At 67.4% G+C, this 22,735-nt stretch carries 22 protein-coding genes and 1 tRNA gene; 8 read left to right on the plus strand and 15 right to left on the minus strand.

Annotation, left to right across the window (positions count from 1 at the left end):
• The first annotated feature begins 170 nt into the window (after positions 1-170).
• Positions 171-1,187: a pirin family protein gene (locus FB478_RS06815; protein WP_018769244.1), complete on the plus strand. Its 1,017-nt coding sequence runs from the start codon at positions 171-173 to the stop codon at positions 1,185-1,187.
• 52 nt (positions 1,188-1,239) lie between these two features.
• Here the strand turns inward: FB478_RS06815 and FB478_RS06820 are convergent, their stop codons facing one another.
• Positions 1,240-2,190, minus strand: coding sequence for an N-acetylglucosamine kinase (locus tag FB478_RS06820; RefSeq protein WP_144599995.1), 951 nt, complete (start codon positions 2,188-2,190; stop codon positions 1,240-1,242).
• Between the two features lie 96 nt (positions 2,191-2,286).
• Positions 2,287-3,261, minus strand: a complete 975-nt coding sequence (locus FB478_RS06825; RefSeq protein ID WP_144599996.1) for a LysR family transcriptional regulator — start codon at positions 3,259-3,261, stop codon at positions 2,287-2,289.
• A 119-nt stretch (positions 3,262-3,380) separates the two neighbouring features.
• Between FB478_RS06825 and FB478_RS06830 the strand changes: the two genes are divergently transcribed.
• Complete coding sequence (locus FB478_RS06830) at positions 3,381-4,619, plus strand: MFS transporter (RefSeq protein WP_144599997.1); 1,239 nt, start codon at positions 3,381-3,383, stop codon at positions 4,617-4,619.
• 138 nt (positions 4,620-4,757) lie between these two features.
• Complete coding sequence (locus tag FB478_RS06835) at positions 4,758-5,261, plus strand: Lrp/AsnC family transcriptional regulator (protein ID WP_026265760.1); 504 nt, start codon at positions 4,758-4,760, stop codon at positions 5,259-5,261.
• A gap of 22 nt (positions 5,262-5,283) precedes the next feature.
• On the opposite strand, the gene FB478_RS06840 is transcribed toward FB478_RS06835, so the two are convergent.
• The gene (locus tag FB478_RS06840) at positions 5,284-6,531 is read right to left on the minus strand and encodes an MFS transporter (RefSeq protein WP_018769239.1); all 1,248 of its coding nucleotides are present in this window, start codon (positions 6,529-6,531) and stop codon (positions 5,284-5,286) included.
• A 170-nt stretch (positions 6,532-6,701) separates the two neighbouring features.
• On the opposite strand from FB478_RS06840, the gene FB478_RS06845 reads away from it, so the two are divergent.
• Together FB478_RS06845 and corA are read left to right on the plus strand one after the other, a co-directional pair.
• Positions 6,702-7,196 carry an Lrp/AsnC family transcriptional regulator gene (locus tag FB478_RS06845; protein ID WP_026265759.1) on the plus strand — a complete coding sequence of 165 codons (495 nt, stop codon included), beginning with the start codon at positions 6,702-6,704 and terminating at the stop codon, positions 7,194-7,196.
• Positions 7,197-8,192 (plus strand): magnesium/cobalt transporter CorA, encoded by a 996-nt coding sequence (gene corA, locus FB478_RS06850; protein WP_018769237.1) that lies wholly within the window; start codon positions 7,197-7,199, stop codon positions 8,190-8,192.
• Here the strand turns inward: corA and FB478_RS06855 are convergent.
• The 7 genes from FB478_RS06855 to galU form a co-directional block, all read right to left on the minus strand.
• On the minus strand, positions 8,189-8,881 hold the full coding sequence (locus FB478_RS06855) for a Pr6Pr family membrane protein (protein WP_144599998.1): 693 nt from the start codon (positions 8,879-8,881) through the stop codon (positions 8,189-8,191). The genes corA and FB478_RS06855 overlap by 4 nt on opposite strands.
• 157 nt (positions 8,882-9,038) lie before the next feature.
• Positions 9,039-9,191 (minus strand): hypothetical protein, encoded by a 153-nt coding sequence (locus tag FB478_RS21085; protein WP_018769235.1) that lies wholly within the window; start codon positions 9,189-9,191, stop codon positions 9,039-9,041.
• 10 nt (positions 9,192-9,201) lie between these two features.
• On the minus strand, positions 9,202-9,420 hold the full coding sequence (locus FB478_RS06860) for a hypothetical protein (protein WP_144599999.1): 219 nt from the start codon (positions 9,418-9,420) through the stop codon (positions 9,202-9,204).
• A 414-nt stretch (positions 9,421-9,834) separates the two neighbouring features.
• Positions 9,835-9,910 (minus strand) — tRNA-Ala (locus FB478_RS06865).
• 131 nt (positions 9,911-10,041) lie between these two features.
• Positions 10,042-10,965: a hypothetical protein gene (locus FB478_RS06870; RefSeq protein ID WP_144600058.1), complete on the minus strand. Its 924-nt coding sequence runs from the start codon at positions 10,963-10,965 to the stop codon at positions 10,042-10,044.
• A gap of 105 nt (positions 10,966-11,070) precedes the next feature.
• The gene (locus tag FB478_RS06875) at positions 11,071-11,691 is read right to left on the minus strand and encodes a GNAT family N-acetyltransferase (RefSeq protein ID WP_018769232.1); all 621 of its coding nucleotides are present in this window, start codon (positions 11,689-11,691) and stop codon (positions 11,071-11,073) included.
• 4 nt (positions 11,692-11,695) lie between these two features.
• Positions 11,696-12,601 (minus strand): UTP--glucose-1-phosphate uridylyltransferase GalU, encoded by a 906-nt coding sequence (galU, locus tag FB478_RS06880; RefSeq protein WP_018769231.1) that lies wholly within the window; start codon positions 12,599-12,601, stop codon positions 11,696-11,698.
• Positions 12,602-12,708: 107 nt separating this feature from the next.
• Here galU and FB478_RS06885 point away from each other — a divergent pair, with 107 nt between their 5' ends.
• The 3 genes from FB478_RS06885 to FB478_RS06895 all read left to right on the plus strand — a co-directional run bounded on the left by FB478_RS06885 (position 12,709) and on the right by FB478_RS06895 (position 14,562).
• On the plus strand, positions 12,709-13,329 hold the full coding sequence (locus tag FB478_RS06885) for a 5-formyltetrahydrofolate cyclo-ligase (protein ID WP_018769230.1): 621 nt from the start codon (positions 12,709-12,711) through the stop codon (positions 13,327-13,329).
• Between the two features lie 110 nt (positions 13,330-13,439).
• Positions 13,440-13,706 (plus strand): FmdB family zinc ribbon protein, encoded by a 267-nt coding sequence (locus FB478_RS06890; RefSeq protein WP_144600000.1) that lies wholly within the window; start codon positions 13,440-13,442, stop codon positions 13,704-13,706.
• Between the two features lie 112 nt (positions 13,707-13,818).
• Positions 13,819-14,562, plus strand: coding sequence for a Flp pilus assembly protein CpaB (locus tag FB478_RS06895; RefSeq protein WP_186447735.1), 744 nt, complete (start codon positions 13,819-13,821; stop codon positions 14,560-14,562).
• Positions 14,563-14,589: 27 nt separating this feature from the next.
• On the opposite strand, the gene FB478_RS06900 is transcribed toward FB478_RS06895, so the two are convergent.
• From FB478_RS06900 to FB478_RS06920, 5 genes are all read right to left on the minus strand, one after another.
• A complete protein-coding gene (locus FB478_RS06900) occupies positions 14,590-18,879 on the minus strand; it encodes a DUF4011 domain-containing protein (protein WP_144600001.1) in 4,290 nt (1,429 codons plus the stop codon).
• 128 nt (positions 18,880-19,007) lie between these two features.
• Positions 19,008-20,597: a glutamine-hydrolyzing GMP synthase gene (guaA, locus tag FB478_RS06905; protein WP_056394155.1), complete on the minus strand. Its 1,590-nt coding sequence runs from the start codon at positions 20,595-20,597 to the stop codon at positions 19,008-19,010.
• Positions 20,598-20,724: 127 nt separating this feature from the next.
• On the minus strand, positions 20,725-21,234 hold the full coding sequence (locus tag FB478_RS06910; protein WP_056394158.1) for a DUF3817 domain-containing protein: 510 nt from the start codon (positions 21,232-21,234) through the stop codon (positions 20,725-20,727).
• Positions 21,231-22,121, minus strand: a complete 891-nt coding sequence (locus FB478_RS06915) for an SURF1 family protein (RefSeq protein ID WP_056394160.1) — start codon at positions 22,119-22,121, stop codon at positions 21,231-21,233. Before FB478_RS06915 ends, FB478_RS06910 begins: the two co-directional genes overlap by 4 nt.
• Positions 22,122-22,218: 97 nt before the next feature.
• On the minus strand, positions 22,219-22,707 hold the full coding sequence (locus FB478_RS06920) for a PTS sugar transporter subunit IIA (RefSeq protein WP_056394163.1): 489 nt from the start codon (positions 22,705-22,707) through the stop codon (positions 22,219-22,221).
• Between the last annotated feature and the right edge of the window lie 28 nt (positions 22,708-22,735).

Genomic DNA, 22,735 nt, shown 5'->3' on the forward strand with positions numbered 1-22,735 from the left:
GTCAGCACCGCGACATTGCCATCAGCACGCTGATAGTTACGGTAACCCAAACGGGGGCCGGCTTCAGCAGATGAGGCCCTAATCCCCGCAAAGGAATCCCTACTGTAATCATTCGGTACCCCGCTTGGCGTGGATGGGTAGCCGAAGCCGGGCGGGCCTAAAGTGGAGGCGTGACCAACTTGGAAGTTTCACCCCAGCAGGAAGTTTGTCCGCCCGCACCTGCCGGAGGCACGTCGGGCCCGTGCCTGCAGCTGTGGCCCGAACGTGAGGTGCCCCTGGGCGGGGTGCGCGCCATGAACGTCAAGCGCACCCTGCCCCAGCGCGGACTGCCCACCATCGGCGCGTGGTGCTTCCTGGACAGCTTCGGGCCGGACCGTACCGCCATGTCTGTCCTCCCCCATCCCCATATCGGGCTGCAGACGGTGACGTGGCCGCTGGCTGGGCACATCCGACACCGGGACAGCGTTGGCAGCGACGTGGTAGTGCGCCCCGGGGAGCTGAATATCATGACGGCGGGGCACGGGGTCTCGCACTCTGAATTCGCCGTGCTTCCCGACGGCGGGGAGTTGCCGCTGCAGCGGGGCCTGCAGCTCTGGGTGGCCCTTCCCGACGGGGAGAGAAACCGGGAGCCGGCGTTCGAACAGCACCGGGAACTGCCGCGCGTCGCCGGCCACGGCTTCACCGCCACCGTCATGGTGGGTGGGTTTGCGGGCGTCGTGTCCCCCGCGACGATGTTTTCGCCGATCGTTGGCGCGGACGTTTCCTGCGAAGGGGACGCGGTACTGCCACTGGACCCCGCCTTTGAGCACGGCATCCTGGTGCTCGACGGCGGCCTGGCGGTGGACGGGCAGGACCTGCCGGCGGGGCCGCTGGGCTACTTGGGCACCGGCCGCAGCGAACTCCGGATGGAGGCCCGCCCCGGCACGCGGTTCCTGCTGATTGGCGGTGAGCCGTTCGGTGAAGAACTGCTGATGTGGTGGAACTTTGTGGGCCGCACCCACGACGAAGTGGAGCAGGCCCGGGAGGACTGGGAAGCGCAGGCCGGGCTGCCGGATGCCGAAACGGCTGCGGCCAGGTATGGACTGGTGCCAGGCCACGGTCCGGAAGCCGGGGCGGAGGCCGGCCGCATTCCCGCTCCCCCGCTGCCCGGCGTGCGGTTGACGCCCCGTAAGCGCGCCGTCGACTAAGCGCGCCGCCTGGCCCGCTGACGGGCAAGCGCGGTTTGGTTCCTGTCGGCCGTCAGGCCGGTTCGGCCAGGAGTTGCAGGACGCCGAACACCGGTTCCTGGTCCAGGACCCTCACGTCAGTGATGCCGCCTGCTTCGAGGTTCCGGCGGAATGACTCCTGCAGCGGTGCCACGTTCATGCCCAGGCCGCCGCCCAGGATCACCGGACCTTCAATTTTCAGCTGGCCCAGCACCTGCCCGGCCAAGGCGGCAAGGTCGCGGCCGGCCTGCTCCAGCAGGGCTGCACTGTCCTGGTGCCCGGCAGCGGCCGCTTCCACGACATGCCTGGCCTGCTGGGCCCAAAAGCGCCGTCCCGTGTCCGGGGAATGGAACAGCGCAATCAGCTTGTTGGGGTGGTCCAGGCCGCAGGATGCCAGGAGGGATGCCGTGAGCTGGTCAATCGGCAGGCCCTGGTTCATCCTGCGCAGGCTGTGCCGGACCGCTTCCCTGCCCAGCCAGTAACCGCTGCCCTCATCCCCCAGCAGGTAGCCCCATCCGCCCGCCCGGGCCTCGCCGCCGTCGGCGTTGCGTCCCCAGGCAGCCGAGCCGGTACCTGCAATGACCGCAACTCCCGTACTGGCACGGCCCGCGGCCAGCAGCAGGCGGGAGTCGTGGACAACGGTGATGCGGGCCTCCGGGACGAGTGGCTGGATCAGGGCCGCCAGGGCGGCGGCGTCCTCGTCGGTATCGATTCCGCCGGACCCTGCGTACACCCGGTCCACGCGGCCGCCACCGATCCTGGCGAAAAGCTCCGCCAGGTTCCGTGCTGCCTGGTCGCGGCTGACGTTCTGGACGTTGGAGCTCCCCGCCGCATCGTCCCCGACGGGCACTCCGTCTTCAAAGCGGATGCCGTGTGTCTTGGTGCCGCCGATGTCCAGGCCGATCGTGACGCCGTGCAGTGGGTTGCCTGGCGAGTCCGTGGCGTGCTGGTCGGGACTGGTGGAGGGGTTCTGGGTGTTCGTCACGTCACAAGGGTACTTGCGTGGCCTGGCTTTGGGGCGCCGCGCCTGCCTTCCGCGGAGGCGCTGCCGCCACCCGCCGTCGTCATCCGGTTCCCCGGGTCAGCGGCCCGCCCTGGTGACCAGCCCGGCCAACAAGCGTGGCCCCTGGGCCACCACCAGCTCGCGGAAGAGCCTGGCGGGAACGGGTTCGGTTTCGGGTTTCCGGCGCCGCCAGCTCACTCCGACTTCCCGGAAGGCCAGCTCCGAGTCCAGCGGCACCTCCACCCAGCCGAGGTCTCCGGTTTCCGGGCGCAGCGTCCTACCGGGGGCGTCGCCGCCGGGCGGCAGGATGCTGACGCCCAGGCCTGCCGAGACCAGTCCGCGGACCGTGTGTGAATCCTGGCTCTCGAAGGCGATCCGCGGCCGGTATCCCGCCTCGCGGAACAGGGCGTCCGTCAGCGAACGCAGCCCGTATCCGGTTCCCAGCGCCACGAACGGTTCCGTCCGGATATCGGCCAGCCGGGCCATCCGCTGCCTGGCCAGGGGATGGGCGTGATGCACCACCAGCCGGAGCGGTTCCCGGTACAGCGGGGCCGAATCGAGGGTTTTGCCCGCCGGCGCCACGGGAGCGGTGAGGGCCAGGTCCGCTTCCCCGGATGACAGCTCTTCAAGGCATGCGCTCCGGGCGCCCTGGCTGAGCCGGAACCCGGTCCCGGGATGCCGGGCACGGAAGGCGCTGATCAGCAGGGGCAGGGTGGCCTCGCCGAAGGTGTGCTGGAAAGACAGGGACACGGTGCCCCTGACCAGTTCGGACTCGTTCCGGACCAGGTCCAGGCCGGCCTGGACCTCCGCGAGCGCCTGCTCGATGTAGGGCAGCAGGGTGCGGGCTGCGGGCGTCAGGCGGACACCGCGGCCGTCCCGGACCAGGAGTTCGGTGCCGACGGCGGCGCTGGCCCTTGCCACTGCCCTGCTCACCGTCGATTGGGGTAATCCGAGGAGTTCGGCCGTCTCCGTGACGTGTTCGGTCCGTCCCAGCTCGGCGAGTACCGGCATGAGGGGCAGCAGTTGGGCCAACTGTTTCCGGTCCGGTTCCATGGCTGCTCCCTTGCCGGCTCCCGAGCTTTCCCGGAACCGGGAAGCAATCCGATATTGCTATCAGTTTGGCATGAAATATGCATTGGAAGCATTCATTGCCCGGGGACTACGCTTGCTTGATGCCACAGAAAGCGAGCTCCGGCACGGCGGCTTCCCCTCCGTGGAACGGCCATCCCAAGGGGTCCAGGGCCTACGGGCGGATCCTGGCCGGTCTGTCATGCGCAGGGGTTGCAACGTTCGCGCAGCTTTACTCCACCCAGGCGGTCCTGCCCCTCCTGGCGGCCGATCTGCGCGTCACTGCCGCCGAGGCTGCCCTCACCATTTCCCTGGCCACCGTGGGTTTGGCCGCAACCGTGATCCCCTGGTCCTTCCTGGCGGACCGGATCGGCCGGGTGAAGGCGATGATGTGGGGCATCACGGCGGCCACGGTGCTGGGACTGCTGGTGCCCCTGTCCGCCAGCTTCGGCATGCTGCTGGTCCTCCGGCTGTTGGAGGGGATGGCGCTGGGCGGAATCCCCGCCATCGCCATTGCCTACCTCAACGAGGAGGTCAGCAAAGCGCACGCCGCGCTTGCCGCCGGAAGCTATGTTGCCGGGACCACCCTGGGGGGACTTTCAGGGCGGCTCGTGGCCGGCCCTGTCGGCGAACTCTTGGGCTGGCGGTCGGCAGCCCTGGCAGTTTCCGTGCTGGCGACGATTGCCGCCGTCGCCTTCCTTGTCCTGGTGCCCCGGGCCAGGGGTTTTGTTCCTGCCCGGGCCGCCGGACTCCGGAGCGCCGTCCGGACGCTCGGGGGCCACCTTAGGAACATCCGGCTGCTGGCCCTGTATGCCCAGGCCTTCCTGATGATGGGCGGGTTCGTGGCCGTCTACAACTATCTGGGGTTCCGGTTGTCGGGCGCCCCGTTCGGGCTGCCGGCCACCGTGATCAGCCTGATCTTCCTGGCCTATCTGTCCGGCACCTTCTCCTCCCGCTGGGCAGCGGGGATGACCTCGAAATACGGGCGCCGGAACGTGCTGCTGGGCGGACTTGGCCTGGCTGTTGGCGGCCTCGCCCTGACCCTCACCCCGTCCCTGGTGCTGATCCTGTGCGGGCTGGTGGTGTTCACGGGCGGCTTCTTCGCAGCCCACAGCATCGGCTCCGGCTGGACGGGCGCCATCGCCAGCACCGGCCGCGCGCAGGCAGCGTCCCTTTACAACCTGGCCTACTACCTGGGCTCCAGCCTCCTGGGCTGGGCAGGTGGCCTGGTCTTCCAGGCCTGGGGCTGGAACGCACTGGCTGGAGCCGTGATCGCCCTGGCGTGCCTCACTGCCGCAACTGTCGCCGTCGTCCATTCCCGCGCGGAAACGGCCGCTGCCTGACTCGGTGCCGCACTCGAATTAACACGCTCCAGCAGCTTCGAGGATAGAGCGGATGTTCGGCAGGACGCGTGCCTGTGGAGCCGATGGTGGAGATTCTGCGGTCTAGGATGAACTAAGGACCGTGTGGAAGGAACCGCCGTGAGTACGAATGCCAGGAACACCAGGCCCGGGGCGCACCTGGAGCCGCTGGATGCCATTGACGAGCGCCTCCTTGCGGCCCTCGTGGCAGACGCCAGGATTTCCAACAAGCAGCTCGCCGAAATGGTGGGTATTGCGCCGTCGACCGCCTTGATGCGCACCCGCGCCCTCTCGGAGCGCGGGATTGTGCAGGGCTATGAGGCGAAGCTGAGCCTGTCGGCCATCGGCCGGTCGGTGCAGGCCCTGGTGGCCGTACGGCTCCGTGCCCACGACCGGGACCAGATCGACCGTTTCACTGCGCGCGTGCCGCACCTGCCCGCCGTGCTGTCGACCTTCCACACCTCAGGTTCGGTGGACTACCTGCTGCACATCGCCGTCGGAAGCACCGAAGACCTGCGGGACTGGGTCCTGGACAATTTGGCTACCGATCCCGTGGTGGGCCACACCGAAACCACGCTGGTCTTTGAACACATCCAAGGCAACCACGGCCCGCTTCCGGACTAGCGCCGCTGTAGATCCACCCGGCTCAGACGGACCCCTGTTTCGCTGCTTTGATGGAAGCGGTGAGGGTGACGGCTGACAGGGCGAGTGCCGCCGAGCCGCACAGCAGGACGAATCCCTGCACGGCTGCCGCCATTCCGAACACGGCGCTGGCCCAGCCCAGGCCGAGGACCGGCACGGCGCTGCCCAGATAGGTGATGACGTACACGGTGCTGATGATCTGCGCGTGGCGTGCCGGCTCCACCTTGCCCGCCACCTCGTTGAAAACCATCCGGAAGGCCATGCCCTGCCCCAGGCCGGCGGTAACGGCAGCCCCAACGAGCAGCAGTGGGCTGTGCCATGCGCCGGCGGCTCCCAGCAGGATGACGGAGACGCCCAGGACGGCCAGCCCCGCAGGCACGGCCAGGCGCCCGCGCAGGGTCACCAGCTGGCTCAGGGCTGACGCCCCCAGCGGGAGGCCGGCCAGCACGCCGATCAGTGGCCGGGAGTCCGTGCCCAGGACCTGCGCGAAGTAGCCCGGGGCCAGTGACAGGGAGAAGCCAAACACGGCAAAGCTCAGGAAGCCGACGCCGGACGCCAGCCAGAAAGCGCCCCTCGCCTGCCGTGAAACGGAGGGACGGCGCGGGGCAAGGACGTGCAGCGGGCGGGACACTGCCGGCACCATGATGGCCGGGCGTGCGCGGATCAGGTACAGCGGGACAAGGAGCGCGGCCAGCAACAGCGAATGGACGACGTACGGAGCCGTGGTGGCACCGGGAAGCAGCGACAGCAGTCCGCCGATGACGGGACCCGCCGCTACGCCCCCCGAGGAGGCCAGCAGCGTAAAGCGCGATGCCCACTCCGGCCGGGACGGGAGCAGCTCGCGAAGGGCTGCCGCGCTGGCCCCCGTGGCGAGCGCAACGGCCATTCCCTGCAGCGCCCGTCCGGCGCACAGGGCAGCCAGCGTGCCCGCTTCGGCGAAGATCCAGCCGCCCGCCAGTCCGGTCAGGACAGCGACCAGGAGGGCGGCCCGGCGGCCGATATGGTCCGACCAGTGCCCGGCGAGCAGCAGCGTCCCCACCAGGGCCAGGACGTAGCTGGCGAAAGCCGCCGTTACGTCGAGGCTGGACAGCCCGAGGTTGGCCTGCAGCAGGGGGTACAGCGGGGTGGCAAGGTTGGCGCCCACCAGGAGCATGAAGATGACCGCGCCGGAAATCACCAGCCGCGCCGTAGTGGTGGCATTCCATCCGCTGGCCGTGGCCGGGCGCATGCGCAGTTCGCTGAAGACCGTCATTGTGCCGCCTTAGGGGTCGCCGCGGCGGGTGGTCCTTGTGGGAGCCCGGCGCGGATACAACTGTGATGGTTCAAGAATGCGGTACCGCTGCGCCATATCTTTCGACCTTGCAGGGATAATTGAGCAAAATCATCAACTTATGGATCCAGGAATGATGGAGAGTGACGATCTTGAACAAATTGGACCCCACGGACCTGAAGATCCTGCTGGCCCTCATCCGGGATCCCCGCATCCAGATCGGTGAGCTGGGCGAGTCCCTGGGCATCGCCCGCAACACGGCCCAGTCACGGGTTCGCCGCCTGCTGCGCAGCGGGGTGCTGCGCCCGGGCGGGCGCGAGGTTGACCTGGAGGCGGTGGGCTATGACGTGGTGGCCTTTGTGACCATTGAGGTCTCCCACCGGGAGCTGGACGGCGTCGTGGCAGCACTGCGGCTCATCCCGCAGGTCCTGGAAGTCCACGAGATCTCCGGCCGCGGCGATGTCTGGTGCCGGGTGGTGGCCACGGACACCCACAACCTCCAGTCATCCCTGCGGCAGGTCCTGCGGATCAAGGGTGTCATCCGGACAGAGACCGTGCTGGCCCTGCACACCCATATCCCCTACCGGACCGAGCCCCTCATCAGCGGCCTGAGCAGTGCCGCAGCTCCGGCGGCTAGGATTTCCTGAATGACCATCATCGATAACGCCGTCTACGTCAACGGCGTCCGCCATGCAGAGCCCGACAGTCTTGAGCAGACCTTTGAGACCCTGTCCCTGCATGGCGGCATGGCATGGATCGGCCTCTACCGGCCCACGGCGGAGGAAATGGCGGCCGTGGCCAGCGAGTTCGGACTCCATGCCCTCGCAGTGGAGGATGCCGTTTCGGCCCACCAGCGGCCCAAGCTGGAGCGTTACGACGACAACCTTTTCACCGTCCTGCGGCCCGCCCGGTACGTGGACGAGGACGAAACCGTGGAATTCGGCGAACTCCACGTGTTCACCGGCAAGAACTTTGTGGTGACTGTGCGGCATGCGGAAACGGCAGGCGTTGCCAGGGTGCGGCAGCGGCTGGAAGGGCGGCCTGATCTCCTGCGGCACGGGCCCGAAGCGGTGCTGTACGCCCTGCTGGACCGGGTGGTGGATGACTACGCCCCGGTGGTGGCGGGGCTGGAAAACGACATTGACGAGATCGAGGACCAGCTGTTCAGCGGCGATTCCTCCGTGTCCCGCCGCATTTACGAACTGGCCCGGGAGGTCATCCAGTTCCAGCGCGCCATCCACCCCCTGCCCGAGATGCTGGACCAGTTGAAGCGCGGCTTCGAGAAGTACGAAGTGGAAAGCGAGCTGCGGCATAACCTGCGTGACGTGGAAGACCACGTTGAGCGGGTGATTTCCCGGGCGGACTCCTTCCGGGACTTGCTGCAGAACGCCCTGACCCTGGACGGGACACTGACAGCCAACCGGCAGAACGAGGCCAGCGCCGAGCAGAACGAACAGGTCAAGAAAATCTCGTCCTGGGCGGCCATCCTGTTTGCGCCCTCATTCGTGGCCGGGATCTACGGCATGAACTTTGACAACATGCCCGAACTCCATTGGTCCTTCGGCTACCCCCTGGCGCTGCTCCTCATGGTGGCTGCCGGCGGCCTTATGTACGGCATCTTCAAGAGGAAGGGCTGGATCTAGCGGGGCGGGATCACCGTCGCGGGCAGCCGTCCGGTGGCCAGCGCCACCCGCATATTGCCCACCGCGTGCACCATGAGGGAAACAACCAGGAATGCCACCAGAACCTGGCCGGTGGAACCCAGCACCCTGACCCATCCGCCATCGAGGGTTGGGTCAAGGAAGTCGTACACGTACCATCCGTCAAGGCCGCCCCGGATCCACGAAAACGCAAGGAAGGCCACCGGGTAGCCCAGCCAGGCGAGGGGCCGCCACCAGGGACCTCGGACCGTCCGGGTGACGAGAATCCAGTCAAGCGCCGCCGCCAGCGGGGCCAGGCGGTGGTGGGCAACCTGCGGCCAATACAAATCCCATGTCCACCACGGCTCTTCCGGCGGAGCCACGAGCACGATGTAGATGATGCCCGTCATGACCATGTACAGGACCAGCGCGCCGAACATCTGGTCCCACCACAGCGGCGGCCGGCGTCGCCGCAGCACCCCTGAAATGATCAGGACAAGCCCGAAGACAAGATTTCCCTGCACAGTGAATTCCGAATACAGCTGCGGGACATCCACGTCGTTGCCGGGCAGGGTGGCGTCGAAGGTCTTTTGCACGATTGCGGCCAGCACGACAAGACCGACGCTGATCCGGGTGGCCCGGATCCATGGGCGGTCGGGGTGCAGGGCACGGTTGATGGCAAAGTTGCGCACGACCGGCGGAGCCAGCTGTGGGGGGGTGCCCTTCCTTCTTCGTGAGGCTCATGGAGCAAGGATCACGCCGGCAGGAGGAAAAAGACAGGGTCCTTCGACCGCTAACGCCCACCGCCCACCCGGGCCGGTGACAGCCGGTCCGGGCAGGCGGTGACGGTCAGGCGTTGGTTCTGCGCTTCAGCCAGCCCCAGACGCCGGTGGCGACGAAGAGGACCAGGCCGATGATGGCGAGCCAGAGAAGGCCCTTCACGACGAAGCCGACGATGGACAGGATGAGCCAGAGGACAAGAAGTCCGATGATGATTCCCATGAGGCCCACTCTAGGCCCCCACCCCTCCGATCGAGCCTGCATCCGGGGGCGTTTTGCCTATGGGAACGGTAACGCGTCCCGCGGTTCCGTCCACCACCACTGTTTGCCCGTTCACGAGGGTGCGGGTTGCGGACCTACCTTCCAGCTCACTGCGTTTGGCGGCGCGGGCCAGCACACGCCGGCGGTGCCGCTCCTTCTCCGCCGGCGGCAACGCCCCGCCGTCGGGCATTGCCGCAAAGTTCCTCGAAGCGCAGGTGAGTGACATCCGTGGGCCCGGCCAGGACACCGGCTTCCGTGAGGCGCCCGCCCAGCGTATGCGGCGGCACCGGAAAGCCTCCGCGCAGCAGTTCGCCCAGGTTGGCGCCCTTGCCGCCAGCCAAGGCCACATCCAGGGCCCCCTGACGATGTCCCCACCCTCTGCTCCCTACAAGCCAGGCCCGGGAACCGTGGTGCACAACCAGGGGCCCCAGGCGCCCTTTGCCCGGTCTGCGGAAGCGGCTCGTTGCATCAGGGCCACGGGAAGGGACGAGCGAGGGAAGGATCCGCGGAGTCCGCCCGCGGACAGGAATCGCCCGGCGGTGGGCACCTGCGTTTGAAAAGGAAGGCAAACCAGGTGTTCTGGCTCTGGCAACACGCCTGCAAATGGTGGAGCTAAGGAGATTCGAACTCCTGACCTCTTCGATGCGAACGAAGCGCTCTACCAACTGAGCTATAGCCCCGGAATCGGCCGCAACCTGCAAGGCGTTCCAGGATGGTGCGGAACCGGTGTCCCTAGGCTACAAATTTTCCCGGCCCAACGCCAATTGACGCTCCGGCCGGCCGCGGGACCCCAAGGTGCCCCGCCCAAACTTTACGCGCGCCGGCGCTGAAGAACGTCGTCGAGGTTGCTCAGCGCGCTCTGCGCCTTGGTCAACTGCTGATCGGCCACCTGCTGTGCTTCCGCGGACTCCGCTGCCTGCACCCCGGCAGCGCCCTGCTTCAGGGACGGCTTGCCAACTGCCTTAGGCGCCTCAGGAAGTTCAAGAGGCTGCGGCTCCGGGCGCTTTGCCTTGGCTGCGTCCACGTAAACGGGCTTGGGGACTTCCACCGGCTCCCAAGGGGTTCCCGCCGGAGTGGCCGGGGCCGCCTCTGCAGCACTGGTATCGCCGGCAGCCACCGCGACGGCGAGGGCTGCTTCACGAAGCTCAACTGCCGTGAGCCGCTTGATCCCGGCCTGGCCTGCCTCGGCATCGAAAAGCGGGCTGTCCGGCCGCGCGGGGGCGGCCTCAGGTTTTGGGGGAATCGCGTCGGCCGTCTCCGGGCGGCGTGCAGGCGCACTCATGGCCGAGCGGAACGCAGCATTGACCTTTGCCTTGCGGTCGCGGACGGCAAGCATACGCAGCAGCGCCACCGACCCGACAGTCAGCACCGTGCACAGGATCGGAAGGGCAGGCGAACCGATGCCAAAGGCAGCCAGGATCCCGGAAATGAATGCAGTGACAAGGGAGAGCAGCCCCACCAGGGCCAGCGCGGTCCGGCCGTAGCGGATGCGGAGCCGGGCCGGAGGGGGGGTGCTGGCAGCGCCGGCACCGGGTGCCGGACTCTTCCTGGGTTCCATGGCTTTCTCCTGCTGGGCGGCGACGTTCAAGACCAGGCCGGCGTGCGGATCCGGCCCCTCATCGGCGGGGGCGTCTGCCAGGAAGTCGACGGCAGGCTGGAACTGGTGCCGGCGGTTCCGGAGGACGTAAGGGGCAACCCATACAATCCAGAGCGCGACGGCAACCACGAGGATCACTGAGCTGCTAAGGGGGAAGTCCACACTCAAAACCGTATGAGCATCATGCCTGCTCAGGCCGCATTAGCCCCGGTGTGTCGTGCCCCCTCTGGCAAACCGTTGGATTTATGACCGGCGCGAGGCCAGCCAGGGGCCCAGCAGGCCCTCCGGGACTTCTTCCGCGGTGAGGGCGAAGGAACGGTGGTCGGCCCATTTGCCGTTGATGTGCAGGAAACGGGGCCGGTACCCCTCGTCCCGGAATCCCAGCTTTTCCACCACCCGCAGGCTGGGTCCGTTCTCGGGCCGGATATTGATTTCCATCCGGTGCAGGCCGAGGGTCCTGAAGCAGTGGTCCGTCACCAACGCCACGGAGGTGGGGGCGATCCCCCGTCCAGCCCGTGCCTGGTCAACCCAGTAGCCAAGGGTTGCCATCATGGCCGAACCCCACACGATTGACGACACGGTCAACTGGCCCACGATGGCGGGGCTGCTGAGGCCCGGCCTCCACTCGGTAATAAGGAAGGGCAAAGCTGTGGCCTGCGCGGCCTGCACTTTGAGCGACCGGACCATGTGCCGGTAATCGGGCAGCCCACCGCCCGGATCCGGATTGGAGGCCTCCCACGGCTGCAGCCACTCACTGTTACGCGAGCGCACCTCCATCCATTCATTCTTGTCGCGGTACCGGATGGGCCGCAGGACCAAGTCGCCGCACTCCAGGGTGACCGGCCAGATGGGACCACTGCGCATGGCGCTAGCGGGAAAGGTCCGAGGTGAAACCTGGCAGCCATTCCCGCAGGCCCGGGCCCAGGTCGTCGCTGTCGATGGCGAGCTGGATGCAGGCCTTGAGGTAGCTGAGTTTGTCGCCGGTGTCGTAACGCCGGCCCCGGAACACGACCCCGTACACCCCGTGCCCTTCACCATCACCGGAGGCAAGTTCCTGGAGGGCATCCGTCAACTGGATTTCCCCGCCCCGGCCCGGTTCGGTGTGTTCAAGGACGCCGAACACGGCGGGGTGCAGGACATAACGCCCGATCAGGGCCAGGTTGGAGGGCGCTTCCTCGGGTGACGGCTTTTCCACCAGCCGGTTGACGCGGACGTAGTCTTCGCCGTCGATGTCCTGGATGTCCGCACAGCCGTAGGCGCTGATCTCCGACGGCTCCACTTCAATCAGGGCGACGACGGACCCGCCGGTTTTGGCCTGGACGTCAATCATCGTGCTGAGCAGTTCGTCGCGGGCGTCAATCAGGTCATCTCCCAGCAGGACAGCGAAGGCTTCGTCACCCACGTGCTGTTTTGCGCGGAGCACCGCATGGCCCAGGCCGTGGGGGTCGCCCTGCCGGACGTAGTGGATGTCACCCAACTGGCTGGCCGCCTGGATGGACGCCAGCTTCTCCGTGTCCCCTTTGTCCTCGAGCGTTGACTCAAGGGACGGCACGCGGTCGAAGTGGTCTTCCAGGGCCCGCTTGTTGCGGCCGGTAATCATCAGGATGTCGTGGAGGCCCACGTGGACGGCTTCCTCCACCACGTACTGGATGGCAGGCTTGTCCACGACGGGGAGCATTTCCTTGGGCATCGCCTTGGTGGCTGGCAGGAACCTGGTGCCCAGGCCCGCGGCGGGAATGACGGCTTTGCGGACTCTGGGGTTACTGGTGTTCACCGGTCTAATCTAACGTCAGCGTCAAGCATTTCAGTAACCACCGGAGCGGCAAGCCCGTGCCGGTGCGGGAAGAACCTCCCAATACGGGGCATCGCAGGAAGGACACCATGCTGCAGGAGACCAACGCAGTCAAGGACGGCATCAGGGCCGCCCACCGCCGGCGGCGGGCAGCGCTGACGCCGGCGCAGCTCGAAGCTGCCGGCGCGGCCCTGGCCGTCCATGGGGAAGCATGGGCGGGGACGGTCACAGGGAAGCACGCCTCGATAGCCTGCGTGTACCTTGGCGTGGGACACGAACCGCCCACCCTGCCCCTGATCAACGCCCTGCATCGCAGCGGCCATCAGGTACTGCTTCCGGTGTGCGAGGAAGGCCGCGAATTGAGCTGGGTGTTCTGGACGCCGGAGACCAGCTTCGAGCGCAGCAAATATGCACCAATCCTGGAGCCCACGGGGCACCGTCACGGGCCGGAAACGGCCGGTGGCGCAGCGGTGCTCTTTATTCCGGCCACCGCAGTGGACCTCGCCGGCAACAGGATCGGGCAGGGCGGAGGCTACTACGACAAATTCCTGGGGCACCTGGCTACGGCAGGGAAGGAAATTCCCCTGGCCGCTGTTATCTACGATGACGAATTGCTGCCCGCCGGCCGGATACCGGCCGAGAAGTTCGACCGACCGGTCCCGGCCGTCCTGGCCCCGTCCGGATACCGGCCATTGGCGGGCAACGCCTGAGCCCGTCCATTCGGGCACAGTGATAGAATTAGCACTCAGGCCCTGCGACTGCTAACGGTTTACCCGGTGGCAGCACGGGACCTCTCGTTTGCCCAAGAGGAGGAGCACCAGTGCCAACATATGCTTACGCCTGCAAGGATTGCGGCCACGCCTTCGACATTGTCCAGTCGTTCTCGGACAGCAGCCTGACGTCCTGCCCGGAATGCGAGGGCACGTTGCGCAAGAAGTTCAACAGCGTCGGTGTCGTCTTCAAGGGCTCGGGTTTCTACCGCACGGATTCCCGCGATTCCAAGGGCAGCTCCGTCTCCCCCGCACCCGCAGCGACGCCCGCTGCCACCCCCGCCGCGTCGGCGCCGGCAGCAGCTGCCACCAGCTAAGCAGCCCAGGACTTTACGACGGCGGCCGGACGCTCCCTGCGTCCGGCCGCCTTTGTCCACATAGCCGCCATCCGGGCTCCCGTGCCGCTTTGGCGTCACCTAGCGTGGGCGCATGCCAGTACTCTTCCGACGTCGCCGCGACGGTCTCCGGTTCCCCGGCCATGTCCATGCTGCAGGTGCCCGTAACATCCACCGCCACCCCGGACGGCGTCCCCTGCACTCGCGGTTTGCCGGCTGGCTAAGCCGCAACCGACGCCTCGTAGCGGCCCTGCTCTTGTGCGCAGCTGCAGCAATCGCTGTCCAGCAACTCACTCCCGCCCCGCTCACCACCGTCACGGCGCTGTCCGCTGCCCGGGATCTGCCCGCGGGAACAACGGTAACGGCAGCAGACCTGGCCCAGGTCCAGGTGCCGCCCGGGATGGTGACCGACGGCTTCCTCCGGGATGGATCCGCAACCGCAGGCAAGCAGCTCGCAGCGCCGCTGCGGAAGGGCCAGCTCCTCACCGACGCCCAGCTGCTGGGCCCCGGGCTCCTGGCAGGGACGCCCCCCGGTTCGGCCGCGGTTCCCCTGCGGATGGCGGATGCCTCATCCATCCAGCTGGTCTCCCCCGGCCAGCTGGTCAACATTGTGCTGACATCAGCCAACGGGTTCGACCAGAAGAGTCCCTCTGAGGTCCTGGCGTCTGCCGTCCCGGTGCTGTGGACCTCGAACAACGGCGGCCAAGGGGGTCAATGGCTCGGCACCACCGAGACCGATGGACTGATCGTGGTGGCAGCCACCGCCGAACAATCACTGCGCCTGGCCGGCGCCTCCACCCAGGGCAGGCTGTTCTTCGTCCTGGTCGGGCCGCCCTGACCTCAAGCGTGGCCCGGATGATGTGGGTCAGCCCCAGTGCGGCGGTTTCTGTTCCTTCAACCAGGTATCGTGATCGTCCTCCCGGTCACCCCAGCTGCGGGCGTCGTCTTCCGCCGCCTTGCTCGGGAGGATCTCGTCGGTGCCCCCCGCTGCCGGCCGCGCCCCCGGAGAAGGCACCGGCGCTGCGGAATCCGCGGGAGCGGCACCGCGGTCAGTTCCGGCTGCGGCCCCGCTCCTGTTCGCGCCGCCGTTCTTGTCCAGGTCGTCGTTCCTGTTCGAGCCGCCGTTCTTATCCAGGTCGTCGTTCCTGTTCAGGTCGTTCGTGTTCCGGGTGTTGTTCTCGTTCTGGCGCATGTCTTCCTCGGGCCTGTCTTTCCCAGGCCGGTCTTCTCTCGTCGTGGCACCCGCTTCCCTTGTCCCCTGGGCGCGCCGGCCTTGGCTGACAGCCTCGGAAGGCAGGTAGGAAACACCGGCAGCAGGCGCCCCATCAATTCCGTGAAGTGCGTGGTTGAAGTCATCGTCCAGGAATCCTGTGCTGGACGTGGTCCGGCCCGGAAGCACCATCTTCTCAAGTCCCAGGTAACCGGCGATGCGGTCCGCGCAGGACGAGGGGTCCGTGAAGACCTCGATGGTCCACAGCGGCATGTACCGCCATCCCAGGCGTTCCAGCAGTTGCGGCCGCAGCCTGCTGCGCTCACGCACGCTCATGGTGCGGTACTGGGCCGTGCCGTCGGATTCGATGGCCACGGGCCGCGGGAGGTCGGGGTCGTCCTGGCCCATGGTGTTCAGGGGATCCGCCGCGGCAACCACGTCGATGGCGCCGTCGTACTGGTGCCAGACCCTGGCGCCACGGGCCCGCAGCCGGTCCCCCAGGTCCGCTACCAGCGGGTCCGCTCCCAGCGCCTGCTCGCTGGCCGCGGCGCGGGACGCGGGAGTCCCGAGATCGGTGTTGCCGGAAATTTCCCGGTCCAGCAGCGTATAAAGATCCACCGCCCCGTGGGTGAGCCTGGTGTGGTCCAGGTCCTCCGGCCGGAAGCAGGTGAGCACGTGCATGGAACGGCGCGCCCGGGTCATGGCCAGGGCAAACTTCTCCCGGCCGCCCTCCGCGGAGAGCGGCCCGAAGTTGTGCAGGGCGCGGCCGTGCGGGGTCCGCCCGAATCCGGGCGAGAAAATGACGTGGTCGCGGACCAGGCCCTGGGCGCGTTCAAGGTCAACTACCCGGAAAGATTCCGGCCCGGCGCCGAAGAAGCCGGCCAGGCCCGGCTGGTTGGACAGCTGGAGCCTGATGGATTCACCAATCCTGGCGGCGTGCCGCAGGCTTGCGGTAACCACTGCCAGCGACGTTCGCGGGCGCAGGCGGGCGTGTTCGAAGACGAGCTCCACCACGCGGTTGACCTCGGCCACCACAGACTCCACGCCTTCGTCGCCGGCACTGGGCAGGCCCGTGCCGTCCGGCAGGTATTCCACAAGCAGCGACCGGTCCAGCCCCGTGGCCGACTGGCCTTCCGGCAGCCGGCGCAGGCCGCCGTCGTAAAAGTTCTTGCTCAGCTGAAGGACCAGGTCCTCGTCCACCGCCCGGTACACCACGTTGAGCCGCCACACCGGAAGCACGGCAGACAATGCCGTGAAGGCACTTTCCACCCGGTGGTGGGCCGACTCGCCGGGCGCCAGCCGTTCCACCCCGACGGTGAAGGTCCGCGGCGTGGCAATGCGCGAGTCGCCAAAGGCAATCACCTGCCGTGCACGGGCGATTGCCGGCAGGACAGCCTGAAGCGAGGTGGCTTCCGCATCGAGGATCACGACGGCGTCGAAGTGCTGTTCCGCCGGAAGCAGGCCCGTCATCAGGTACGGGCTGACAGACCAGACGGGAACCAGGGTGCCGATCAGGTCCGGAGCCTGTGCGGTAAGGGCCGGCAGGGAGACCCGGCCGTCCTTGAGCAGGCTCCGCAGCAGGTCGGCCTGGCGGGGCTGGGCAGCGATGGCTGTGCGCCACCGTTCCGCCAGGTCCCACCGCAGTCGGGCGGCGCCGCTGGCAACGTGGGCGTTGTCCGCCAGCCGGTACTCTGCCTCAAGCTGGCGCAGCGCGTCGCCGTCGGACATGGCCAAGTAGTCGTCACCGCTGATCATTGCCTCAAGCGCGGACTGCCACCAGGCCAGCTCCAGCTCGGCGGCAACGGATCCCTCCGGGACTTCCCGCTCGGCGAGGTCGGCCAGGAGCTCGCCCAGGCCGTGTTCGCGCATGTTCTCGACCAGGAGGGTGCGCTCGGGCAGGGTCTTAAGCGTGTCGGTGTCCGCCACCAGGCGCTCCAGGCGTTCCATCAGCCGCGCGTAGGGAACGGTAGACAGCGAGCCGCCGCCTTCCGTGTGCCGCAGCGCCTCACCCAGCTGTGCCAGCTCGCCGTCCAGGGACCGGTACATGGCAATCATTTCGGCCAGGCCGGAAGGTACGGCGGGGTGCCGCTGCGTGGTGGCGTAGCCCGCCCACAGGGCGCGCTGCTCCTGCACCAGCACCAGGGATGAGTGCAGGTCTGCGATGTGGACGCCCGGGCGCACGTACTCCTTGGCGACCCGGCGCAGCCTTGAGCGCTGCATGGCAGTCAGCTCGATGCCGCGCTCACGCCGCCAGGCGGACGGCGCGGTGGCGGAAATTAGGTCCGTCACGGGCCGGTCAAAGATGTCCGGGGTGAACTTGTCCAGGCTTCCGCGGACGGCGACCAGCAGTTCCAGCTGCTCGCCCCACTCGGCGAATGATTCGCCCAGGCGGATTTCGGCGTGCTCCGCAACGGCGTCCATGCGGTCGCGGAGGAGGGGAAGGCTCTTGGCGACGGAGCGGACCAGGTCCTGGGCTTCCTCCGTCTCCTTGCGGGTCAGCAGCCGGGCCCCGTGCCAGGGGCTGGTGGTGGCCGCCTTACTGAAGCTGCCCAGTTCCGCGGCGCGCCTGAGCCTGCCGGCCAGCTCCTCGCGGTCCCGGATACTGTCCAGGACGCTGCGCTTGAGCCGGACGGTGGTGGCCGGCGCGGGGTGGATGGAGGTGAGCTCCGCGAGTGACTGCATGGCCTGGTAGGGCGAGCAGCCCCAACGCTCGCGGACGTTGTGGAGCGACGCCACGTGGTCCATGAGGGCGTGCCGGTGTTCCACCAGGGTGTTGTGGAGGTTCCCGAGCTGGGGTTCCAGTGACTTTTCGTTGCGCACGATCGCCCGGAGCAGCTGGCCCTTCAGCTGCTGCGCCGTGACGTTTCCGGAGAGCTGGAACAGGATGGACTCCAGCCCCAGCGACTCCAGATGCCCGGAGACCTCGTTGAGGCTGGCGCGGCGGTCGCCCACCACCAGGACAGTCTTGCCGGCGTCCACCAGGGCACCGATGGTGTTGATGGCCGTCTGGGTCTGCCCGGTGCCGGGCGGACTGCTGACCACCAGGGAGTCTCCGGCGCGGGCCGCGTCCACGACGTACTGCTGGTCAGTGTCCGCATCCAGCAGCAGCAGCTCGTCCTTGGGGTGCCTGTTGTCCAGGTGGGGGAAGCGGGAGAGGTCGGGTTCCTCCACGTCCACCACTTCGCCGCCGGCAGCAGTTGCCAGCGCGGACACAAGGGGATGGGAGTCGTTGATCCAGGGATCGTCGAGGTTGCCGGAGAGGTCGGCGAACGTGGAAACGAGCAGGTTGTGCTGGGTTTCCGCGCCGTGGATGGGCCGGATCAGGGTGGCCAGCCGGTCCAGGACAGGCTGGGGGTCAAACCGGGCGGTGCTGTAGGCGAGGCGGGTCACGGCGTTGACGTCAAAGACGATCCCGTGGATGTTCTTCAGGTGCCGCACCAGGGCCGGGTTGATGTGCGCCTGCTCGGTGAGCTGCAGTTCGAAGTCGTCCTCCCCCGGCCGTACCGTGAGGGAGATGGCGGTCAGCATGACCGGAGCGGACACCCGCTGGGGTTTGCCGCCGACGGCTGACGTCCACACCACAGTGCCGGCGGACAGGTAGCCGGCATCGATGCCGCGGTCGTTGGCGAGCTCGAAGATCTTGGACCGGATGTTGCGCGAAGCGCGGGCCGCCACCACATACTGCTGCCGGTCACGGATCAGGGTGGACAGGCGTGTGCGGCGCCCGGCCATGAGCTGGGCGAGCCCGGAGGGGTGTGCCGACGTAAGGTCGATGGAGCCTTCGGGTGTCTTGGTGAAGCGCAGCATCGTGTCCGCGCCGGTAACGGGTTTAAGCCCGGACAGCCATTTGCGAAGCTCTTCCGAGCCTTCCGGGTGGCCTTGACCAACTGACACTTCTGCCTTCTTTTCTGCGCTTGCACGTGACGTCCTGGACCATACCGGCATAGATTCGAGAGTAGCCGCTTCGGCGCCGGACTTGAGCGACCGCAACACTGGAGCACGGGAAATTGCCGGGATTCATCCGGGAAAAGCAGCGGCCGGCCCCCGCTGGCGGAGGCCGGCCACTTAGGATGCTATTCCCATTCGATGGTTCCCGGCGGCTTGCTGGTGACGTCCAGGACCACCCGGTTGACGCCGTCCACCTCGTTGGTGATCCGGCCGGAGATCCGGGCCAGGAGATCGTAGGGCAGCCGCGACCAGTCGGCCGTCATGGCGTCCTCGGAGGAGACGGGGCGAAGCACGATGGGGTGGCCGTAGGTACGGCCGTCGCCCATGACGCCCACGCTGCGGACGTCCGCCAGCAGGACGACGGGCATCTGCCAGACCTCGTTGTCCAGGCCGGCTGCCGTGAGTTCGGCGCGTGCAATGGCGTCTGCCTTGCGCAGCAGGTCCAGCCGCTCCTTGGTCACTTCGCCGACAATCCGGATGCCCAGGCCGGGGCCGGGGAACGGTTGGCGGCCAACGATTTCCTGCGGCAGCCCCAGCTGGGCACCCACTGCGCGGACCTCGTCCTTGAACAGGGCGCGCAGCGGCTCAACGAGCTCGAACTGCAGGTCCTCGGGGAGGCCGCCCACGTTGTGGTGGCTCTTGATGTTCGCGGCACCTTCGCCGCCGCCGGATTCGACGACGTCCGGGTACAGGGTGCCCTGGACCAGGAACTTGATCTTCTCGCCGTGGGCAGCGGCCTCGGCGATGATGGCCAGTTCGGCTTCCTCAAAGGCGCGGATGAACTCGCGGCCGATGATCTTGCGCTTGGTTTCCGGATCGCTGACGCCTGCCAGGGCCGAGAGGAAGCGTTCCTGTTCGTTGGCGACGTACAGCTTCACGCCGGTGGCGGCCACGAAGTCGCGCTCCACCTGCTCCGCTTCGCCTTCACGCAGGAGTCCGTGGTCCACGAACACGCAGGTGAGCTGGTCGCCTACGGCACGCTGGACCAGGGCTGCCGCCACTGCGGAGTCCACGCCGCCGGAGAGGCCGCAGATGACCCGTGCATCCCCCACCTGCTGGCGGATGCGTTCCACCTGCTCTTCCAGGATGTTGCCGGTGGTCCAGTTGGGCTCGAGCTTGGCGCAGTTGAACAGGAAGTTCTCCAGCACCTGCTGGCCGTAGGCGGAGTGCTTGACCTCCGGGTGCCACTGCACGCCGAAGAGACCCTTTTCCTCGTTGGCGAAGGCAGCTACCTCCGCGCCCGCCGTCGTCGCCAGGACTTCGAAGCCTTCCGGCGCCTGGTGGACGGAGTCGCCGTGGCTCATCCAGGTCTTCTGGTGCTGGGGCATGCCCTCAAGCACCGAGCGGCTGTCACCGAGGATGGTGGTTTCGGTGGATCCGTACTCCCGCAGGCCGGTCTTGTCCACCTTGCCGCCCAGGGCGTTGGCCATGGCCTGGAAGCCGTAGCAGATGCCAAAGACGGGGACGCCGGCTTCGAAGAGGTCGGCACCCACGCTCGGGGCGCCGTCGGCATAGACGCTGGAAGGTCCGCCGGACAGGATGATGGCGGCGGGATTCTTGGCCAGGAGCTGCTCGGTGGTGTAGGTATGCGGAACCACTTCCGAATACACATTCGCTTCCCGGACGCGGCGGGCAATCAGCTGCGCGTACTGGGCACCGTAATCAACAACCAGCACCGGCTTCTGGGAAGTTTGGGATGCAGTGGGAGTAGTCACCGTAATAGCCTACTTGGCGCCGTTGCACCGGCGCACCTTGAGACGCCGTGCTGTGACGGAGCAGACGTACGACGGCGGGCGGCCGCCGCGAGGGGCCAGGCACCTCAGCGGCCGGCAGCCCGGAGGGCTAGTACCGCTGCGGAGCCTGCGGGTTGGCAGCGAGTTCGGCCTCCGCCTCGGCGTGGAACTTCTTCTCGACGATGAAGGACAGGAACGGCACCACGCCGCCAAGGGCCAGCAGGACCAGCTTCAGGAAGGGCCAGCGCATCAGGGACCACAAGCGGAAGTTGGAGATCAGGTAGACGACGTACATCCAGCCGTGCACGATCAGGACCGTAACAGAGACGTTCACGCCGTTCAGTACTCCCGGCGGCTCGGCGTCCGCGAACCCGAAACCGAACGGCTGGCCGGTCACGGCGTTGGTGCCGCCGGCGAACAGGTACTGCCCGAAGCCGTACCGGGCCACGAGTTCAGCGCACAGCAGGAGCAGCATGGTGCCGGTGAGGTAGGCCATGACCCTATAGAACTTCAGGGCCGACCGGATCTGGGCCTCGGTGCCGCCGAAGCGGCGCTTCCTGCCGGACGTCTTGCCGCCGGGAGCCTGCGGGGACGGGGTGGCCGGTTTCGGATCAATCATGGCTGTACCTTCTGCTGGGACTGGTCAGGCTGCTGGTGCTGGTCAGGCTGGTGCGGGGGAAGCTGGTGCGGTTCGTGCGGTTCGTCCTGCTCGGAACCTTCGGCGTCATCGAGGGCCTCCTCGAGGTCCCGGTGGTAGTCGTCCTTGACCAGCCGCCACCAGATGAAGAGGGCAAAGCCGGCGAAGACGACCCACTCGATGGAGTAGAAGAGGTTGAGCCAGTTGATGTGCTGTGCCGGCGGCTGGGGGCCGATGTCCAGCGGCAAGAGGTTGCCGGGTACGGCCGCGGCACTCACGTCCTGGCCGCCCACCACCTCTGCGGTGGCCGACACGAAGCCCGGGTAGCTGCTCACGTCCCAGTAGTTGATGAGCTCCGCCACGGACACAGCCGAGGCCTCCCCCGGCTTCGGCGCTTTCCCGGCCACCGGCGCCTCGGACGGCAGCAGGCGTCCGGTCAGTTCAACAAGGCCCGACGGCGGTGCTGCCGCGTCCTGCGGTTCCGCCACCCACCCGCGTGCCACGGGGATCCAGGTCTGCGGTGTTGCGGCGGCTCCGGTCAGGGTGGGGGCGCCGTTCACGGCGAAGGCCGAGACCACCCAGTAGCCGCTCTTTCCGTCATGGAGCCGGCCGGGAACCAGGACCTGTTTGTCCGCACTGTACGTTCCCTGCGCAGTGACCATCTGGTCCGCGACGCTGCCGTGGAAGAACTCGCCAGGCTGGAGCGTGCTTGTCAGCGGCTGGACCTGTTCGGTGGCCGGATTAACGGGCACTTCGGGTTGGGTGGAGCGGCCGAACTGCCATTGGCTCAACAGCACGAAGACCCCGGAGAGCGCGATCGCGAAGACAAAGCCTGCGATCCATCGGGGCTTGAGGGCTGTTTTCCACACGTCTTAACCGTACTTCGTACTCTTGTAGAACAACTAAACGCCGGGGACGCCCGGACCTGGAAAGGGCGGACACGCGGGCCTGGTGGTCCGGGCGGACCTAGTGGTCGAAGAACACCAGGCTGGAGTTGATGAGTTCGGCGATCACTTCGGCGTCGTAGGCGCGCCGCAGCGATTCGCGGAAGGATTCCTTGGAAAGCGACCGTGCCAGGGTGGCCAGCACTTCCAGGTGGTCCGAAAAGGAACTGGCGGGGGTGGCAATCAGCAGGATCACCGTGGCCGGACCGTCGGCGGCGCCGAAGTCCAGGGCATGGCCGTACTTGGCGATCCCCACCGCGATCGAGGTCTGGGAGACGAACTCGCTGCGCGCATGCGGCAGCCCGATGCCGCCCGGGAGCCCCGTGGCAAGCTGGTGCTCGCGGGCATTGACGTTCTTCAGGAACCCGTCAAGATCCGAGATCCGCCCGGCTGCGTGCAGCCGTTCCGCCAACTGGGTGGTGGCGTCGGTCTTGTCCTTCGCTTCCATTTCCAGGATCACCATGTCGGCAGTGGTGAGGTGGGCGTCATACGGGTCCAGTGGTTCCGCCAAGGCGTATCCCTTCTGTCAGCAGTGCAGG

Origin of the sequence: Arthrobacter sp. AG367 (genome assembly GCF_007828995.1) — a bacterium.
In the GTDB taxonomy this organism is placed as follows: Bacteria; Actinomycetota; Actinomycetes; order Actinomycetales; family Micrococcaceae; genus Arthrobacter.

Bases quoted from the DNA above. Each gene is read 5' to 3' on its own strand.
- FB478_RS06825 (WP_144599996.1), bottom strand. From the start codon at position 3,261: ATGGAACCGGACCGGAAACAGTTGGCCCAACTGCTGCCCCTCATGCCG.
- FB478_RS06830 (WP_144599997.1), top strand. From the start codon at position 3,381: ATGCCACAGAAAGCGAGCTCCGGCACGGCGGCTTCCCCTCCGTGGAAC.
- FB478_RS06840 (WP_018769239.1), bottom strand. From the start codon at position 6,531: ATGACGGTCTTCAGCGAACTGCGCATGCGCCCGGCCACGGCCAGCGGA.
- corA (WP_018769237.1), top strand. From the start codon at position 7,197: ATGACCATCATCGATAACGCCGTCTACGTCAACGGCGTCCGCCATGCA.
- FB478_RS21085 (WP_018769235.1), bottom strand. From the start codon at position 9,191: ATGGGAATCATCATCGGACTTCTTGTCCTCTGGCTCATCCTGTCCATC.
- FB478_RS06860 (WP_144599999.1), bottom strand. From the start codon at position 9,420: ATGCCCGACGGCGGGGCGTTGCCGCCGGCGGAGAAGGAGCGGCACCGC.
- FB478_RS06875 (WP_018769232.1), bottom strand. From the start codon at position 11,691: ATGCGCAGTGGTCCCATCTGGCCGGTCACCCTGGAGTGCGGCGACTTG.
- FB478_RS06885 (WP_018769230.1), top strand. From the start codon at position 12,709: ATGCTGCAGGAGACCAACGCAGTCAAGGACGGCATCAGGGCCGCCCAC.
- FB478_RS06895 (WP_186447735.1), top strand. From the start codon at position 13,819: ATGCCAGTACTCTTCCGACGTCGCCGCGACGGTCTCCGGTTCCCCGGC.
- FB478_RS06900 (WP_144600001.1), bottom strand. From the start codon at position 18,879: ATGCCGGTATGGTCCAGGACGTCACGTGCAAGCGCAGAAAAGAAGGCA.
- FB478_RS06910 (WP_056394158.1), bottom strand. From the start codon at position 21,234: ATGATTGATCCGAAACCGGCCACCCCGTCCCCGCAGGCTCCCGGCGGC.